The sequence below is a fragment of the Shinella sp. R2-11 genome, from assembly GCF_055330205.1.
Map to the genome: position 1 here is coordinate 755,808 of NZ_JBVAPC010000001.1, position 16,031 is coordinate 771,838.

The 16,031-nt window shown below is 66.1% G+C and carries 8 protein-coding genes; 2 read left to right on the top strand and 6 right to left on the bottom strand.

The features are described from left to right. Nucleotides 1–6 precede the first annotated feature (6 nt). Entirely contained in the window at nucleotides 7–7,227 is a 7,221-nt protein-coding gene (locus ACZ1A1_RS03585; RefSeq protein WP_463618792.1) for a hypothetical protein, read from the bottom strand. Nucleotides 7,228–7,500: 273 nt separating this feature from the next. On the opposite strand from ACZ1A1_RS03585, the gene ACZ1A1_RS03590 reads away from it, so the two are divergent. Together ACZ1A1_RS03590 and ACZ1A1_RS03595 are read left to right on the top strand one after the other, a co-directional pair. Next, nucleotides 7,501–8,400, top strand: coding sequence for a trypsin-like serine peptidase (locus ACZ1A1_RS03590; protein WP_415214113.1), 900 nt, complete (start codon nucleotides 7,501–7,503; stop codon nucleotides 8,398–8,400). After that, a complete protein-coding gene (locus ACZ1A1_RS03595) occupies nucleotides 8,390–10,432 on the top strand; it encodes a S8 family serine peptidase (protein ID WP_463618793.1) in 2,043 nt (680 codons plus the stop codon). Before ACZ1A1_RS03590 ends, ACZ1A1_RS03595 begins: the two co-directional genes overlap by 11 nt. A gap of 51 nt (nucleotides 10,433–10,483) precedes the next feature. On the opposite strand, the gene ACZ1A1_RS03600 is transcribed toward ACZ1A1_RS03595, so the two are convergent. The 5 genes from ACZ1A1_RS03600 to ACZ1A1_RS03620 all read right to left on the bottom strand — a co-directional run bounded on the left by ACZ1A1_RS03600 (nucleotide 10,484) and on the right by ACZ1A1_RS03620 (nucleotide 15,752). Further along, nucleotides 10,484–10,750 carry a hypothetical protein gene (locus ACZ1A1_RS03600; RefSeq protein ID WP_463618794.1) on the bottom strand — a complete coding sequence of 89 codons (267 nt, stop codon included), beginning with the start codon at nucleotides 10,748–10,750 and terminating at the stop codon, nucleotides 10,484–10,486. A 167-nt stretch (nucleotides 10,751–10,917) separates the two neighbouring features. Next, nucleotides 10,918–12,009 carry an alpha-hydroxy acid oxidase gene (locus ACZ1A1_RS03605; RefSeq protein WP_463618795.1) on the bottom strand — a complete coding sequence of 364 codons (1,092 nt, stop codon included), beginning with the start codon at nucleotides 12,007–12,009 and terminating at the stop codon, nucleotides 10,918–10,920. Beyond that, complete coding sequence (locus tag ACZ1A1_RS03610) at nucleotides 12,006–12,713, bottom strand: tetratricopeptide repeat protein (protein ID WP_463618796.1); 708 nt, start codon at nucleotides 12,711–12,713, stop codon at nucleotides 12,006–12,008. Before ACZ1A1_RS03610 ends, ACZ1A1_RS03605 begins: the two co-directional genes overlap by 4 nt. Beyond that, a complete protein-coding gene (locus tag ACZ1A1_RS03615) occupies nucleotides 12,698–13,384 on the bottom strand; it encodes a Fe2+-dependent dioxygenase (protein WP_463618797.1) in 687 nt (228 codons plus the stop codon). The genes ACZ1A1_RS03610 and ACZ1A1_RS03615 overlap by 16 nt, the downstream gene beginning before the upstream one ends. 79 nt (nucleotides 13,385–13,463) lie before the next feature. Next, nucleotides 13,464–15,752 carry a TonB-dependent receptor gene (locus tag ACZ1A1_RS03620; protein WP_463618798.1) on the bottom strand — a complete coding sequence of 763 codons (2,289 nt, stop codon included), beginning with the start codon at nucleotides 15,750–15,752 and terminating at the stop codon, nucleotides 13,464–13,466. Nucleotides 15,753–16,031: the final 279 nt, after the last annotated feature.

Genomic DNA, 16,031 nt, shown 5'->3' on the forward strand with positions numbered 1-16,031 from the left:
GTCACCTCACGGTGCGCGGGCGCAGGAGGTCTTGGCGGGGTCGTCGAGGTCCTTCTCGGTGGCGACGACGTCGATCAGCCCCCAGAGGCCGCCCGCCTGCAGATAGGTCGGCCCGTCGTGGAAGAGGTAGCAGCCGACGGCGGCCTTGCGCGTCAGCGAGGCGGTGATCGCCTTGCCGGGCGCGACCAGCGCCGAACGCGGGAAGCCGAAGCCCGGGAAGAGGTCGTTGTAGTTCAGCCCTATCGTCGCGAAGGCATGCTGGCGGGCGCGTCCGCCCGGATGCACCACATGCACGACGATCTCCTCGCCCGCCACCACCTTCAGGACGGGCGGCGAGCCTCTCTTGCCGATCTCGGCCTGCTTCAGGCGGAAGAATTCCGCCGGGAACCGGTAGGCGTTGAGGTCGGTGTGCCGCTCGGGCTGGGGAAGCCCGGTATTGCCAGGCTCCTTGCGCAGGCGGATATGGAAGGGGCTGGAGCGGTAGCTGGCGCCCTGATCGCCGAAGTCGTAGGTGTCGTCGCAGATCCTGCAATCGCTGACGAGTTTCGGGCGCGTGCCGCCGAGCGCGGCGAAGGTGTCGGCGGTGAAGCGGTCGCGGAGGTTGAGGCCATCCTGCCAGAACAGCGTGAAGGCCCTTATGTCGTGCTCCCCGCCTTGCGGGTCCTTCGTGGAGATGCGCAAGGCGCCGAACGGGTCCACCCGGCCCGTCCTGCCGGCGACCGGCCTGGTGACCAGGACCTTGCAGTCCTGTCCGCGACTGGAGGGGTTCGTGTCGTCGCAGAGGTCGCGCTCGAAGGTGAGCTGGCCGACCTCGGTGCGCGTCTCGCCGGCCACCACCGCGCCTGAAGGCAGGACGTCGATTGCGCCGACCAGTCCATGCGTCGGGTGGCCGATGACGTCGCCCATGCTCTTGAGGGGCAGCGCCCCGTAGGCATAGGGGATGAAGTTGATCTTCTCGCTGAGGCTGAGCCGAGCATAGGCCCCCCACAGGCGGTCGACGGCCTGCCGGGCGGCGGCATTTGCGGGCGCAAGGCCTGCAAGGTCGGCCACGCTATTGTCGTCGAGGGTCACGCTCACCTTGTACCGGCGCCCGGCGAAGACGAAGGGACCGTCATCGGCAGGGTCGATCGCGCTCAGCTTCACGACCGTGCGGCCCTGCGGGGCGCCGGCAAGCGCCGCATTCAGCGCGGCGACGAAATCCTCGGCGTGGTTCTCATCGAGCGTGACGGTCGTCAGGTCCTCGTTGGACTTCGCCGCCGCCCGGCCGGCATAGAACGAGATCTGCTCGATCTGCGCCGTCCGCAGGATGCCGGTGCCGGCCTCGTCCATCGTGAGGGTCGTGCCGCCGGCGGGAAGTCCGGCAAGCGCGCCCGTCGCATTGGCGCCGAAGGGCCGGGCGATCGCATTGGTGTAGCTCAGCGTCGGCAGCGGCAGCATCAGGGCAAGGCGCGAGGACGGCCGCACATTCGCATTGTCCTTCTGCGTGAAATGCCAGGGACCGAGTTCCTCCTCCGTGTTGCGGGTCGCCCATTCGGGCTCGGTGTTGAGGGCGGTGATCGCCGGCATCCGCGCATCGCCCAGATCGTCTATCAGGCCCTTCACGCCCGTATGGTCGCGCAGCGCGTTGATGACCGTCAGCACGACGCAATCGCCGGCTTTCACGGGCAGGACGAGGGGTTCGGGATGCGCATAGGCCGCCTTGATGGCTTTGACCACCGACTCCAGCTTGACGTTCCGCCAGGCATCGGGGCTTTCGAGATAGTCCGGCCATGGAACATTCGCCGGCTTGCGGTTGGCGACCGCCATCGGATCGACCTGTGCCAGGAACAGGCCGTTCCGGTCGTAAAGGCCGGGGCCATAGGCGACGCCCACGTCGCCGACCGAGGCGTCCGGGCCGAAGACGGTCCTCGTTTCGATGGCCACCACGGCGGCATGGACCACCGGCGCTTCGTAGCGGCAGGCGGCCGGCTGGATATTGGCGAAGGCGCCGGCCCGTTCGGCCTCGACGCCTTCGGGGAACCTGTTCTTCGCCGAATCGCCGAGTTCCCGTTTCAGCGCGTCGGCCTTCGCCTGCACCTCCGTAATGCCGGCGATCTCCTTGCTGGCCCTGGGATAGGTCCGCAGCAGGCTCCAGGCGCCGTTCCACAGCGCGTCCTGCGAGCCGAAATGCTGGAGCGTGTCGGAGGGAAGGTCGGCGGCGTTCGCAAGGGCGTCCGTCGCGCCGAAGCGTTCCGTGTTGACGTCGTTGCGATAGGTGCCGCTGAATTCGAAATGCTCGGAGATCCCCACTTCCTGGGCGCTGACGCGGCCCTCGCGATTGAAGCAGGACGCCATGCCCTGTTCGGCCGCTTCCCAGAAATCGATCGAGTCGGGAAGGCCCGCCGCGCCGTTGCGCAGCCAGTAGAAATATTCGTCCGCATGGCCGGCGTCGATCAGCCTCATCGCATTGCCGCCGGCAAGGAAGGTCGCGTCGTCGCATTTCTGCGTCAGCGTCGCACGCGGCGCGGTCTCGTCGCGCGACCATGCGGCGGCGGGGAAGCGCTGGTCGATGTTGCGCGGCCAGGTGTAGCCTTCGAGGTTGAACGTATGCTGGACCTCCTGCGCGCCCTGGATGAGCCTGAACAGCACGCGGTCGCCCGTCATCGTCTTCATGATGTGGGTGGCGGGATCGTTGTGGTAGGCCGACAGGAACACATTGGCGAGATCGCCCTCGCTCCCCTTCTTCTGAACGCTGATGCTGCAGGAATCGTCGCCCGAAATGCCCGCTTCGAGCTTTCCGACCCATTTTTCGGGCGTATCGTCCTTGAACTGGCATTTCTGTGCCTTGTCCGTGCCGATGCGCAGTGGAATGGGCTCGCCGCGATAGTTCACGAGATATGGGTCGTGGTGATCGACCGAAATGCTCTCCGGCCGCTTCACGGCGGCGACCGGCCGGGCCATTACGCCGCTGCCGTCATTGCCCGCCGCCTTCTGGCGATAGGCGGTCAGATAGGCGCGCAGGCCGTCGACGTCCTCTGCCGTGATCAGGCCGGGGAAGAGGTCTGCGGAATGGGATTTGATATCCCGGGGCATGCCGGCGGCAAGCCAGGCCGGCGAAACGTCGCCCGGCACGGCGAAGACCGCGCCCTTTTCCCGCATCAGGCCCGAGCCGCAATATTCGTTCATGTTGCCGGTCTGGCCGAGGCGGGCATATTTCGCCTCGCAATAGAGTGTCGCCATGCCTTTCGCGAGCTTCGGCTCCTCCAGCGCGGCCTCGGCCTTCGTGCTGTCGGCCGTCCTGTTCGGGAAGGCGGCAAGGAGCGTTTCCTTGGCCATCGTGTCGCTCGGATCGTAGAGCGTGGCGAAATCGGCGATCGCCAGGGAGAATTCCCGGGTCGAGACGTCGTCCAGCGTGTCGAAGTCGACGATGATCTTGTCCCTGCCGACATCGATCGGCCCGGCGTCGACCAGCGTGCGGTCGATGCGGGGCTTGGTGCAGTCCTTGCCGTCGACCTCGCAGGTCTGCGAGCCTTGCGGCTCGATCAGGAGAGCGGTGTAGAAGCCGTGTTGCTGGATCGAGGAGGGCCCGAAGTGATCGTGGCTGAAGACGGTGCGAAGCGTGCGGTCGACGAAATCCTCGTCCTTCTTCTGCTGGCCGCCGTCGCCCTTCCTGCGGACGGGCGAGAGCAGCGGATCGGCGAACCAGCGCTGGGTCGTCGTCTGGAACAGGCGGCGCTGGTTGCCCTCCTTGATGGAAAGCCGCCAGATCTCCTGCCTGTCCACCACCCAATGCGGGTCCTCGCCGGCCGCCGCCTCGTTGCGGCACAATCCCGGATACTCGCGCAGCCGGGGCTCGGTGGCATTTCCCTCAGGATAGGTCGCCATGCCGGCATTCTTTGCGGCGCAGATACGGCTTGCGATCTCGTCCGGCGCGAAGGTGCCGTCCTCGTAGTTGAAGCCGTTGCCCGAGCCGTCGGACGAGGTCACGTCGAACTTCACGAGATGGATGTGCTGGCCGATCGTGTCGGTCGGCGTCTTGACCTGGAAGTCGTCGAGCGCCAGGTCCTTCGGCAATTCGTTGGTGTGCCGGAACTCGATGCATTCGCCGGACAATGCCCGGAAGAAGAACGGCTGTTCGCTGGCGCTGATGAGCGGCGAGATGCGCCTGCTGCCGATCTCGCCCTTGTAGGTGTGCGAGCGCTCGGTCAGCACGTCGATGCGCGCCTGCGGATCGTGCCAGCCGGCCCTGTTCGTCACCATGTCCAGCTGCACGGCGGAGGCCTTGTAGCGGCGGAAGCCGACGACGCCGGGATCGGTCGTCAGGCCCGCTTCGCCGGTGAAGGGATCGACCTCGCTCACCGTGACGATATCGCCGCCGGCAAGCGCGGTCGGCCGCTGGTCGTCGTCGAGATAGTAGAGCGTCGGCCGCTTGGCGATCCGGTCGTCCGACCGGCGCCACTTGACCCAGTTGGAGACCTCCTCGTCGCGGGCCGCCACGGGCGTCGCGCCCGCCGGCATCTGGTCCACCGGGCCGGTGGTGAAATAGAGCGGCCGGTCCTCGAACGTGTATCTCGCCGGGTCGCTTCCCGAGCCCGGAACGCGCACCAGCATCTGGTAGCTGTCCGGTGCGGCGCAGGGATCGGCGAAGGGCGCGCCCGGCTTTGCCTTGCCGCCGTTGACGGCAAAGAGCATGCCGCCGCTGGCCGCCGCGCGCGCATAGCCGCCGCGCGTGAGGTCATATTCGGCCTTGGCCCCGTCCGCGAGGAGGAGGTCGAGGCCGGACCCGTTGTGGTGGAAGGCCATCGCGGCCTTTTCCAGCGCCGTCCCGTCATAGGGCAGCAGTTTCAGCGGCGCCTTCTCGAAATGCATCGTCAGGTCGCCGAGCGCCAGCATCTTGGCGACGAGCTGCGTCTGGCGGGCCTCGCGCTTGCGCAGCGCCGCATTGTTCTCGGCGCTGGCGAGGTCCGTCACCGCGTCGGGCGCATAGGCGTCGAGGAAACCTTCCGGCACCGCGACGCCCGGCTTGCGCTCGGCCGCGTCGAGCACGATGTGGCGCGGCAGGCCGCCGTCGAGATATTCGCCCTCCGGCACGCCGTCGCCGGCCGTGGCCTTGGCGATGTCGAGCGGTGCCTGCGCCGGGCGGTGGCCGGGCTTGCCGCCGATATAGTAGGGATAGCCGGGAAAGGCATGGATCTCGGCGACATCCGGGATGTTGCCCTCCTCGACGGCTGCGACGGTCGTCTCGCCGCTATAGCTCGGCAGCAGCGGCCAGGCTTCGCCGGGTAGCGGAACGAGCGCGGGCGTCGGCGTTCCGACGGAATAGCCGGCCGCGCCGGCCGTCGGGTTGATCCACGCGCCGTTCGCGCTCACCGAGCCCGGGCGCTTGCGGGCGCGGGTGTCCTTGCTCATCTCGGCAAGCGAAAGCCCGGCTTCCCACTGCCCGTCCGGCAGCTTCCGGGTGCCGTCCTCCAGCGCGTCATGCACGCGCCAGAGTTCCCACATCCCCTGCGCGAAATGGGGGTAGAGGTGGCAATGGAAGATCGAGTCGCCCACCGTGCGGTTGCGGTTGCCGGAACCGAGGGTCTCGTACCAGCCCTTTTCGCCGGCCGCGCCCCGGCGGTAGATCTGCATGCCGCCGCCATAGATGTCGTAGGTGAAGCCCTGCTGCGGCGCGACCGTCTGGGAATCGAGATAGGTTCCCCGGTTCGCATCGTTGCCCGAGAACCACTGATGGGCATGGAGATGGAAGACGTGCGTCTCCTTCGGCCCCGCGTGGAAATTGCGGAAGACGATCGGGTCGTTCAGGTAGGAGTGGTGCACGTTGGAGGGATCGTCGCCGAACTGTTCGAGCAGCGCCGGATCGCCATTGGCCCAGGAGGTGAGGAAGAACTCCTCGTAGAGGCATTCGGCGCAATTGGCGGCCGGGCCGATGCCCTTGCGGTTGGCGAGCAGCGCCGCCCCCATGCCGCTGGAGCCGTAATTGATCGCAAAGCCGTCGCGCACGCCGGCAAGCTGACCCTCGCCGAACTTGCTGAGCTCGGAGAAGTTGCGCGTGTAGAAGGCCTTGAGCTCGTCATGGAAGAAGACGGAGAACTCGCGGAAGCTCTGCGGCCGGCCCTCGATGCGCGTTGCGGGATCGCGCTCGACGATGGCGTTGAGATCGGAATGGACGATTTCGAGCAGCCCGTCGTTCACCCGCTTCGCCATCGCCAGGATCGGCACACCGCCGACGCCGTCGGGCAGGCCTTCGAACGTGTCGCGCATGTCCCGCACCGCATGGCGGGGCGTGGACTTCGAGCCCCACAGATCCCGGAAGGCCTTGGCGGTGATCTGGCTGCGATACCAGGCCGAGCCCTTCGGCTCGCCGATCACCGCGCCGAAGAGCCCGTGTGTGATCGATCCGCCGTCGCCTTCCCCGCCCGCGGGCGCCGCCGTGCTGGAGAGGAAATAGGTGCCCTCGTCGTCCACCCTGTAGGTGCAGACCGCGAAGGCGCCGGGCGCGATGCCGCGCTGGCCGAGGCAGGCCCGGTCGTCGGCCTCGACGCCGCTCGGCACGAGCGTCAGCCCCTGGATCGCCATGGAGAGGAGTCGCGTTGCCGGCGCGTCGGTGTCCGGTTCCAGCCCGGCCTTCGCATCGGGGCGCTTGCCGGCCGTGTCCGTGCGGCAATCCACCTCCTTGTGCGCGGCACGGTCGGCCGGGCCTTCCGAAACCCAGGAGCGAACCGCTCCCAGCATCTCCCACATCCGCCCCGTGGCCGGCTCGGCCTTCGCCGACCGGCAGAAATCTTCCGAATAGCGTGGCTGGCTGTCGCGCAGCAGGTTCTGGACGCGGATGCGCAGGACGTCGCCGGCATTGGCGCGCAGTACCATCGGCCGCGGGCGCTTGCAGTCCTTCAGCCGCACCGCGCCGGGTTTCAGGGATGCGGGATCGCCGTAGGTTTCCGTCCCGTCCGTCTGGCCGCAGGCATCGGCATCGTATTTTCTCGGCACCTCCGCCGTCGACACGACGTCGCGCCTCAGGGCGAAGATCATGCCGAACGGGTTGAAGGAGCCGAAGCGGTTGTAGACCAGCGTCTGGTCGAGGGCGACGATATCCGCGCAGACGGTGCGGCTGCCGTCCATGGAAGAGCACCAGCCCGCCTCTTCCCTTGTCGTTCCGCCGCCTTTTTCGGCTGCCTGTGCAGGGGTCGCGCTGGCGATAAGGGCGGTGGCCACGCTTGCGGCAAGGAAAACGAATGCACGGGACATGAGCAGCCTCCTCGAGAACGAGCGTTCTCCAGTTCCAGAACGGCATGTACTGCTATGCTATTTCCGACAGGTGGCGGGTATTGAAGATTAAGAATCTGTCCTTGTCAACGACAGGTCCACGATAGATGCACCTATAAAATTATGATAGAAAGTTCTCCACGAGACTTACACTTCAAGGGGGCATGAAAAGAAGGCTTTGCGCCGGCGCTGCGTTCTCAAGGAAGGGGTTTCATTTTGGAACGGCAGGCTAATTCGAAGTTAATCATCGCCTTGGTGCTGTTTGCCGCCGCCGCCTTTCTGGCGCGGCCCGGCGAAACGCAGGACAACGTTGCCACGCCCTACGGCCTTCCCTTCGTCGAGGGCATCAAGCCGGAAACCGTATGCGGCCCGAAAAACGACCTCCAGGACGTCGAGCTCTACGACGGCAGCCTCGGCGTGACACAGGACTACGTGGCCGCGAACCAGGGCTCCACGGTGCAGTTCCAGTGGAAGCCGGAACGGGCGATCCGGCGCGAATTGCCCGGCTATACGCCCGGCACGATCGGCGGGCGTCCCTGGTGCACCGGCACGCTGATCTCCGACCGGATGGTGCTCACCGCCGGCCATTGCTTCGAGACCCAGCGCGGCGGCGCATCGGGCTGGACGACGCCCTATTTTCGCGAGCGCGACGGCGAGCACCGCATCGTCTACGCCTCCGACCAGCAGCTCGCCAAACTGCAGATGGTCCATTTCGGCTATCAGGTGAACCCGGAGACCCATGTCGCCCGGGTCGCCCGCAGCTTCGCCATCGAGCGCGTCGTCGAGCGGGTCTATGCGGAGCGCGGCATCGATTTCGCGCTCGTCGAGCTGGCGCCCGATGCGGACGGCAACTATCCGGGCGCCTTCGCGACGCCGGCCGTGCTCGCCTCCCGGGCGGCGGTGGCCGGGGAAAAGCTGGTGATCATCCAGCATCCGCAGGGCCAGCCGAAGAAGATCGGTGTCGGGACGGCCAGAGCCGGCGGCGAACCGTTCATCTTCTACGACGATATCGACACGCTCGGCGCCTCGTCGGGGGCAGGCGTGCGCGACGAGCAGGGCAATATCCTCGGGGTGCATATCCGGGGCGGCTGCGAGACCTCGGCCAACAGCGCGGTCTCGATCATCGCGATCGAAGGAGCGTCGGATGTCCTCTAGGTCCCTGCGTCTTTCCGCCGTCATCGTTCCCCTGCTCGCCTTGGCCGGCGGTGGCACGGCCTCAGGCGAGGAGGCGACGCCGGCCTATGCGTCGCGCGCCGTCGACGGCATGTCGTCCGAGCTCAAGGAGCTCATCGCGCGGAGCTTCGAGCCATCCTACGTCACCGTGCGCGGGCCGGGCGTGACGTTGGCAAGCCTCCTTGCGGAAACCTGCGGCGCGCAGCCTCGGGCGGTGGAGGAAGCCCTGGCGGCGGAAGCCCTGAAGCTCAACCGCCTGCAATCGCTGGACGAAACCCTCGTCCAGGGCGAGACGGTCGCCATTCCGAGCTGCGTGAAGCTGGAGCGCCATATCGACGTGGAGGTGCGCGAGGGCGACACGATCGAAAGCCTGCTGCGCGAGCATACGGGCGTCTACGGCAATGTCACGCTGCGCAAGACGTTCGAGCTCAACCGGGGCAAGGGCCGGGCGCGCAGCCCCGAGGCGTTCTTCCGCAAGCTCTCCGTCGGCCAGAAGATCACGCTGCCCTATGCGGCCGAGCCGCAGATCTTCGTGCCGCGCACAGCGGGCACGGATTTCCGGCAGATCGTTCAGGAGAATTCCACCCCGCAGGTCGCGGCCATCGCGGAACAGGTGACGACGCCCGAGGCAAGGCCGCGCAACGAGGGGGATTACCTGCTGGTCGAATCGGTGCAGATCGCTTCGGCCGACGGCGAAACGCCTTGCTCGGGATCGGAGGACATGGCCGAGCCGATCGACATGGCCGCCCTCAAGGCCGTGTTCGACGAGGAGGCGCGCCTGCGCGTCCTGTCGGGCGGCGCGGTGGAGACGACGAATATCGGCATCATCGACACAGGCCTGTCGGAACCGGAGGACGATTTCTTCACGCTCGACGTGCTCCTCGTCCGGCAGGAGGAGATGGACGGCGAGGACGGCAAGGACGACCTGCCGAAGAACGGCGCGGTCGATGATATCTTCGGCATCAATCTCAACAGCTTGCCCCTCAGCGGCGATATCCGGCCCTTCGGCCCGGAGCGGCCCGCCTGGCAGTTCCACGGCACGCGCATGGCCTCGCTGCTGCTCGGCGGTCCCGACATCGTCTCCCGCTGGGGCGGGGCGCGCCCGCCGATCAGGCTGCGCATCGTCAATTTCGCCTCCTCGCAGTTGAGCGGCGGCATGGTCTCCCCGCTCAACCTGCCGACGGCGGTCGACCAGTTGCAGCGCGACAAGGTCGCCATCGTCAATATCAGCCTTGCCGGCAAGCAGGACCATGCCGGCGTGAGACGCTATTTCGCCGACAAGACGGAGATGCTGTTCGTCGTCGCAGCCGGCAACAGGCAGGGCGGCGGGTTGGGGCAGAACCTCGTCTCCGCACGGCAATATCCCGCCCGCTACGGCGGTTTCAGCGCGCAGAACATGATCACGGTCGCCGCCCACGGCCTTTCCGGCAAGAAGGCGCCGTTCTCGCACTATGCCCGCGAATATGTGGACCTTGCGGCGCCCGGCTGCGGCGTCTCGACCCGGGACGGCGACGGCGCCGTCGTCGCCGATTCCGGCTCCTCGCCCGCGACCGCGCTGGTCTCCTTCACGGCCGGTCTCGTGCATGCGCTCGGGCTGGAAAATCCCAAGGACATCAAGATGCGGATCCTCGCCGCCGTCGACACCGACCCGCAGCTGGAGGGAAAGTTCTGGAACAACGGCCGGCTGAACGCCGTCAAGACCGTGAGCCTTCGCCGCGATCTGGTCGAGACGGCGGACAAGGCGCTGCATTTCGGCAAGATCGCGGACCGCGATCGGCTCTGGGCGCTGTGCGGCGACAATGCCGTCGATTTTTCCGACGAGTACGAAATCCTCAAGGTCGTGCCCAACATCCAGACATCGTCCGGTTTCAGGGTGGACTATTTCATCGAATCCGACGGCGTGGTGGGCGCGCAAGGATGCACGCAGCGCGACACGACGGGCCGCACGCTGACGATCGACGGCAACGAAATTCCCCTTTCGGAAGTGCGCGACGTCGTCTTCAGATCGCTCTAGCCGTGAATTTTGCAATTCTCCATTCGGGTTGAACCGGGGAATTGCGGGGTTTCAGGGCGATCTGGTATTTGGCCGCGCGCGCCAGAGCCCGTCATCGCCTCGCACCAGCCGCCAGCTTTGCGCATCGATATCCGTCCCCCTGGCCGTGCGATAGGCGGGGACCTGGAGGTGGATGGCGTCGCCGTCCGGATGCCACTCCCCGATCAGCGCCACGCCATCGCTGAATTCCACCACGCACATGCCCTCCGTCGCCTCGGCATCCTCGATCGCGACGCGGCTGCCCGGAAAGGCGTGGCTATGGGAAAAGGTAAAGCGCATCGGTCGGCTTGCTCCACGGATAGGGATCCGCCTGACGGATCGCGCCGGATGCCGGCAATGGCAAAGATAGGCTCGCCGGCCTTTCCGGCGAGGGCGGCCATGTAAAATTATTGAAAAGCATGGCGCGGCGGGGTTCGACGGGAAACCGCTGCCGGCAGAGCAAAGCGCTACTCGCTGCCGCCGGCATCCAGCAGAAGGCTGCGGTCGATGTCGCAAATGCGCCGCACGCCGCAGAGCGCCATGGCCGCCTCCAGCTCCGTTTGCAGGATGGTCAGCAGATGCGCGACGCCGACGCTGCCTCCGACAGCCAGCGCATGCAGGACGGGTCTGCCGAGCAGGACGGCGCTGGCCCCCAGGGCAATTGCCTTCAGGACGTCGGTGCCGCGGCGAATGCCACCGTCGACGAGGACCGGGATGCGTCCGCCGATCTCCCCGACGATGTCCGGGATCATCGAAACGGCAGCCGGGACGGTGTCCAACACCCTTCCGCCATGGTTGGAGACGACGATGCCGGCGGCGCCTGTCTCAAGGGACAGCCGCGCGTCGTCGGGATGCAGGATTCCCTTCAGGAGCACCGGCAACCGCGTCTGCGAGCAGAGCCACTCCACCGTGCGCCACGTCGGCGCGCCATCGACGAGGCCCTGGAAAACGGGGCTGCCGGCTTCGCGGGGGATGAAGTCATGCTTGCGCAGGCCGGACAGGTTGACTGCCTCAATCGATGCCGGCAGCGAGAACCCGGCCCGCTGCTCCTCGTTCCGAATGCCGTTGATGGGCGCGTCGACGGTCAGTACGATCGCCGCATAGCCGGCGTCTTCCGCCCGCTTCACCAGCGCCAGCGTATCGTCGGGGTGGGGCTGGGCGTAAAGCTGGAACCACAAGGGCGATGTCGCCGTTCGGGCAATCTCCTCAAGCGTCACGCTCGCCTGGGTGCTGACCGTCATCCAAGTCTTCGTCAGCCCGGCCGCCGTCGCCGTCGCCAGTTCGCCGTCGGGGTGGACCAGCTTGTGAAACGCCGTCGGCGCCAGAAGAACCGGCCATTCCAGCCGCCTGCCGAACAGCTCCGAGCTTGCCGAGGCGCCCGACATGTCGCGCAGGACGCGCGGCAGGATCCCGATGGCATCGAACGCCGCCCTGTTCTCCCGCCCGGTGACGCCATCGGCCGCATGGCCCGAGATATAGGCGCGGACGGCGGCGGGCGCCCGTTCGGCGAAATGGCGCTCGTAGTCGAAGAGCGAGACCGTATCCGGCGGTATCGTCACGGCTGCTCTCCGGCCGCGCGGGAAAGGCGGGCGGCTTTCTCGCCGAGCGCGCGAATATCCGCCGAGGGGAAGCCGGCGAGGCTCTCGGCGACGGCGCGCCAGAAATCCGGAAATCCGCCGGCGAGCGACCGTTCGATCCAGATCGACGCCTGCCTGCCGGCGCCTTCGGCGAGCAGCATGCGCGCGTGGTTGAATTGCGCCCAGCAATCGCCACCTTCCGCGCCGGCGAGGAACAAGGCGCGCGCCTGCGCCTTGTCGGCTTCGACGAAACGGCCTTCCTCGTAGAAAAGGCCAAGCATGTTCAGGGATTTGACATGGCCGAGGCGGCTTGCTTCGGCATAGAGGCCGAATGCCCGCCCGTCATCGCGTTCCACGCCTTCTCCCCGGACATAGAGATCGGCGAGGTTGAACATGGCCCAGGCGTCGCCGGCATCGGCGGCGCGGCGATAATAGATGGACGCCGTCCGCGCGTCGGCCGTGGTTCCCCATCCATGCTCGAAGCACCGGCCGAGCATGTTGTAGCCGCGGTGGTCTCCGCCGCGGGCCGCCGCGCGGAACCATTCCATGGCCGCCGCGCGATCGTCGCGGTCGAGCGCCAGTTGTCCGAGGGCGAGCTGCGCATCGACGACGCATGGCTCGCCGGACTTATGGGCCGGTGTTCCATCGGGTTCTATGGGGGCGTCCGGGCTCAGAGTTCCGCCCATCGCCGCAACAGGTTGTGGTAGTGATTGACTAGGCCGAGAACCGCGTGATTGTCGTCGCCGAGCTGGCGGCGCGTCTCGATGATGGACCGATCGAGTTCGTAGAGCATGGTGCGCAATCCCTCGTCCTTGATCATCGATTGCGCCCAGAAGAACGAAGCCCAGCGGCTGCCGCGGGTGATGGGCTCGACACGGTGCAGGCTCGATGCCGGATAGACGATCATATGGCCGGCCGGAAGCTTGGCCGAGTGCAGGCCGTAGGTGTCCTCCACCAGCAATTCGCCGCCGTCGTATTCGTCGGGCTCGGACAGGAAGAGGGTCGTAGAGACGTCGGCGCGCATGCGCATGCCGCCCGTGCCGGGAACCGTCCGGATCGCGTTGTCGACATGCGCGCCGAACGTCATGCCGACATCGTAGCGGTTGAACATCGGCGGCAGCACGCGAAGCGGCAGGGCGGCGGAATTGTAGGACGGGTTCCGTCCGAGCGCATTGAGGATGAGCTCGCCGAGCTCGCGCGCCTCGGCGCTGTCGGCGGGGATCTGAAGGTTGTTCTTGGTCTTCGCGGCAAGATCGCCGGCGGTGACGCGGCCGTCCACCCATTGCGAGCTTTCCAGCACCTGCCGGCAATGGAGCACCTCCTCGGCCGTCAGGACATCGGGGACGTGAATGAGCATGGGCTTGGCCTTTCCATGAACGCATAAAGCCATACGCGCCTTTTCGGGCACGTATGGTCTATCTTGCCGTTACCGGCTCCTAGAACGTCGTGCCGATGTTCAGCGTGAACGTCCTGCGCGAGGCGGGAACGGCGCGGACATTGTTGAAGGATGACGAATAGTTCTGGTGGTCCGTCAGGTTGTAGGCGTTCAGCGAGACGCGGAAATTGTCCTGTTTGTAGCCGATCATGGCGTCGAGCGAGAAGGTTTCCGGAATCTTCGCGGTATTGGCCGAGTCGGCGAAGTAGGACGAGGCATACTGGAAGCCGCCGCCGACGGTGACGGTGCCCGGCAGCTTCACCACGTCCTCCGGCAGCTCATAGGCCGTCCAGACCGTGAGGTTGTGCGGCGAGACGCCCTGGACTTCGTTGCCGAGATTGGCGGTGCTCGCGGCCTGGGTCGCGGTGATCTTGCTGTCGAGATAGGCATAGGAGACGTTCGCCGTCCATGCGTCGGTGATGCTGCCCGACAGGCCCAGCTCGACGCCGCGGATACGGCGGCCTTCGCCAGCGTCCGTAAAGCCGTCCGTGATCGCGCCGGAGACCGGATCGACGGCGTAGGAATTGCTCTTGTCGATCTGGAACAGCGCGCCGGTCAGGCCGAGGTCGCCGCCCAGCAGGTCGATCTTGCCGCCGAACTCATAGGTGTCGGAGCGCTCCGGATTGTTTTTCATGCCGCCGCGCACCGAGTCGAGGTTGCTGACCGTGAACGCGATGTCGGTGCCGATCGGGCGATAGGTGCGCGCGAAGGAGGCGTAGAACATCATGTCCTTGTTCGGCTCCCAGATGGCGCTGATCGCCGGGCTGAGCTCGCGCGAATTCGCCGTTCCTTCCGGCACCCCGCCCCAGGCCTCGGTCGAATACTTGCTGTGGAAATAATCCCAGCGCAGGTTGCCGAGGAGCGAGAACTGGTCGTTGAGCCACATGCGGTCGCTGGCGAAGAGGCCGACATTCGACGCACTGGCGTCGGTGTTGCCGCTATAGGTCAAGACCGCGCCGGAGTAGTCGTAGCGCGGATTGATGACCATCTGGTCGCTGGGGCGAGTCGCCCCAAAACTGCCCGAGAGACGATGGTCATTCTGGATGTTGGCGTCGATGCCGACCACCGCCTGATGGCGGAAATTGCCCGTTTCGAACTCGCCCCTGGCGGACAGGACATTCTGAATCGCCCAGCCGTCCTGCTTGTAGGCCATGCCGCCGCCCGCGCCGTAGGACAGCGGCACGTTGCCGCCTGACAGCAGCGTCTGGAGGTCGGCGAAGGTCACGCTGGCCGGGTTGGTGGAGATAAACTCGCGGTCGTAGATGCTGACGCGCGTGTCGTTGTTGATCGTGACGCCGTTCTCCAGCTCTCTGTAGAAGTTAGAGGTGATCATGTGGGTGTTGGAGATGTCGCGGTCGGTGCTGCGGATATAGGAGGTCGAGGGATCGTAGCCCGGAACGCCGAATTCCGTCAGCGGGCGATAGATGCCGTCCGCGCCCTGCGCCATCGGAATGCCGTAGTCCGGCACGCCGTCATTGTGCTGGTAGGAATAGTTCAGGTGCCATTGCGTATCCGTGCCGAGGCCGAGGCCGAGGTCGATGGCGACGCCGCGGCGGTCATCGACGGCGTGGTCGCGGTCGGCGACGTCGCGGTTCTGGAACATGCCGTTGACGCGTACCGCCGAGGTGTCACCGAGCTGGATGTTGCTGTCCAGCAGGGTGCGGTAGCCCATGCCGGTCATGACCGACTGGTCGATGTCCGTCTTGGTGCCGAGCCGGGCCTTCTTGGCCGACTGGTTGACGAGGCCGCCGACATTGCCGACGCCGAATGCCGAACCGGACGGACCCTTGATGACCTCGACGCTCTCGGTGTTGAAGCTGTCGCGGTTATAGGCGCCGAAATCGCGCAGGCCGTCGGTGTAGATGTCGCCCTTGGCCTGAAGGCCGCGAATGCGGAACTGGTCGCCGTTCTGGCCGCCGCGCCCTTCGCCGGTCGACAGGGTGATGCCCGGGACGTTCTTCAGCACATCGGCCAGCGTATTCGCGCGCTGCTGCTCGATGAGCTCCCTCGACACGACATTGATGATTTTCGGCGTTTCCTTGACGGTTCCCGGAAGGCGGGCGATGCCGGTGGAAGCGTTGTTCGCGTTGCCGGAGGTGGGCTCGCCCTCGACCAGGACAGCCTGGAGGACAGTGGTGTCGTCCGTAGCGGTGTTGGGACGGTTCTTGTCGGTCGTTGCCGTTTGCGCCTCGACCGTGCCGGGTACGGACGTGATGGTGAGCGCCAGGCTTGCCGTGGCAGCCCCCGAGATGAGAGGGTGGCGTGTTCTGGATGACCTGTCCTGCTGCATTGAGCTCTCCTGCAAATTTTCGGCGTCGTGCAAGCGCGTGCTGATCATGGCGCGCTGAATACTTGACTAATTCGTGCAACTTTAATCGTGGGACAAATGCTATCTTTCAGAACGATTCTAAATTCTCGCCAGCGATTCAATTGCCTGCCTCCTGGAGCCCGAAGCTGGTGAGGCTGAACGCGAAACGGCTTGCGATTCATGGCCGGGCAGGGCGAGCCATCCCTTCACGGTTGGTGCGTATGTTGATGTTTATACAACATTTTCAATTTGTTGACGCGG

What these genes read in the sequence shown, in the direction of transcription:
- ACZ1A1_RS03595 (WP_463618793.1), top strand. Translation starts at nt 8,390, where the DNA reads ATGTCCTCTAGGTCCCTGCGTCTTTCCGCCGTCATCGTTCCCCTGCTC.
- ACZ1A1_RS03615 (WP_463618797.1), bottom strand. Translation starts at nt 13,384, where the DNA reads ATGCTCATTCACGTCCCCGATGTCCTGACGGCCGAGGAGGTGCTCCAT.
- ACZ1A1_RS03585 (WP_463618792.1), bottom strand. Translation starts at nt 7,227, where the DNA reads ATGTCCCGTGCATTCGTTTTCCTTGCCGCAAGCGTGGCCACCGCCCTT.
- ACZ1A1_RS03600 (WP_463618794.1), bottom strand. Translation starts at nt 10,750, where the DNA reads ATGCGCTTTACCTTTTCCCATAGCCACGCCTTTCCGGGCAGCCGCGTC.
- ACZ1A1_RS03620 (WP_463618798.1), bottom strand. Translation starts at nt 15,752, where the DNA reads ATGCAGCAGGACAGGTCATCCAGAACACGCCACCCTCTCATCTCGGGG.
- ACZ1A1_RS03610 (WP_463618796.1), bottom strand. Translation starts at nt 12,713, where the DNA reads ATGGGCGGAACTCTGAGCCCGGACGCCCCCATAGAACCCGATGGAACA.